This is a genomic window from Elioraea sp. Yellowstone, assembly GCF_006704265.1.
Taxonomy (GTDB): Bacteria; Pseudomonadota; Alphaproteobacteria; order Acetobacterales; family Acetobacteraceae; genus Elioraea.
Genome location: NZ_VIKA01000328.1, coordinates 1 through 595, shown reverse-complemented (window position 1 = coordinate 595; position 595 = coordinate 1). Strand labels below are relative to the sequence as shown.

General features: G+C 77.1%; 1 protein-coding gene. It reads left to right on the top strand.

Going from position 1 to position 595, the window contains the following annotated elements; all coding sequences use genetic code 11:
* Window positions 1-56: 56 nt before the first annotated feature.
* Window positions 57-595 (top strand): hypothetical protein (locus FK498_RS18965; RefSeq protein ID WP_202614945.1); only part of this gene is annotated, 539 nt, incomplete at its 3' end.

Below are 595 nucleotides of genomic sequence, written 5' to 3'. Positions count from 1 at the left end.
GACCCCGCCCGCTGCGCCGGCCGCCCCGGCGGCGCCGGCCCGGAACTGAGGCCGGCGTGGCCGCGCTCCGGCAGATCGCCGAGATCCGGCGCGAGGAGCGCCGCCCCGTGCGCGTCTTCGAGGGCACCGCCCAGGACTATAGGCCGCAGATCCAGGACCATCTGCGCGCGCAGGGCATGGCCGAGCACGCGGCGCTGTTCGCCGCTGCCAACCCGCTGCCCGATCGCGTCCAGTGGTTCACCGACCTGCCGGGCGAGATTCGCCGCCTCGACGACCTGCCCGAGCCCGAGCAGCGCGCGGTCGCGGCGCGCGTTGCCGCGCTCATCGAGGATCTCGTGCGCGAGGCGGAGCGGCTGAAGGCCGATCGCAACCCTTCCAACCGCATGCTCGGCGAGGTGCTGGCGGTCGCCTGCGAGGGCCCGGGCACTGGCGATATCGTGCTGGTGGACGAGCAGCCGGTGCTCGCCGGCTGGGGCCTGCGCCCGGTCGACCCCGCCGTCAGGCCGACCGACCTGCTGGCGGCGCTGCGCGCGGTCGCCGCACCTGCCCCGGCGCTGCGCCCGACCGTCCCGGCCGCACCGGCACCGCCTGCGGC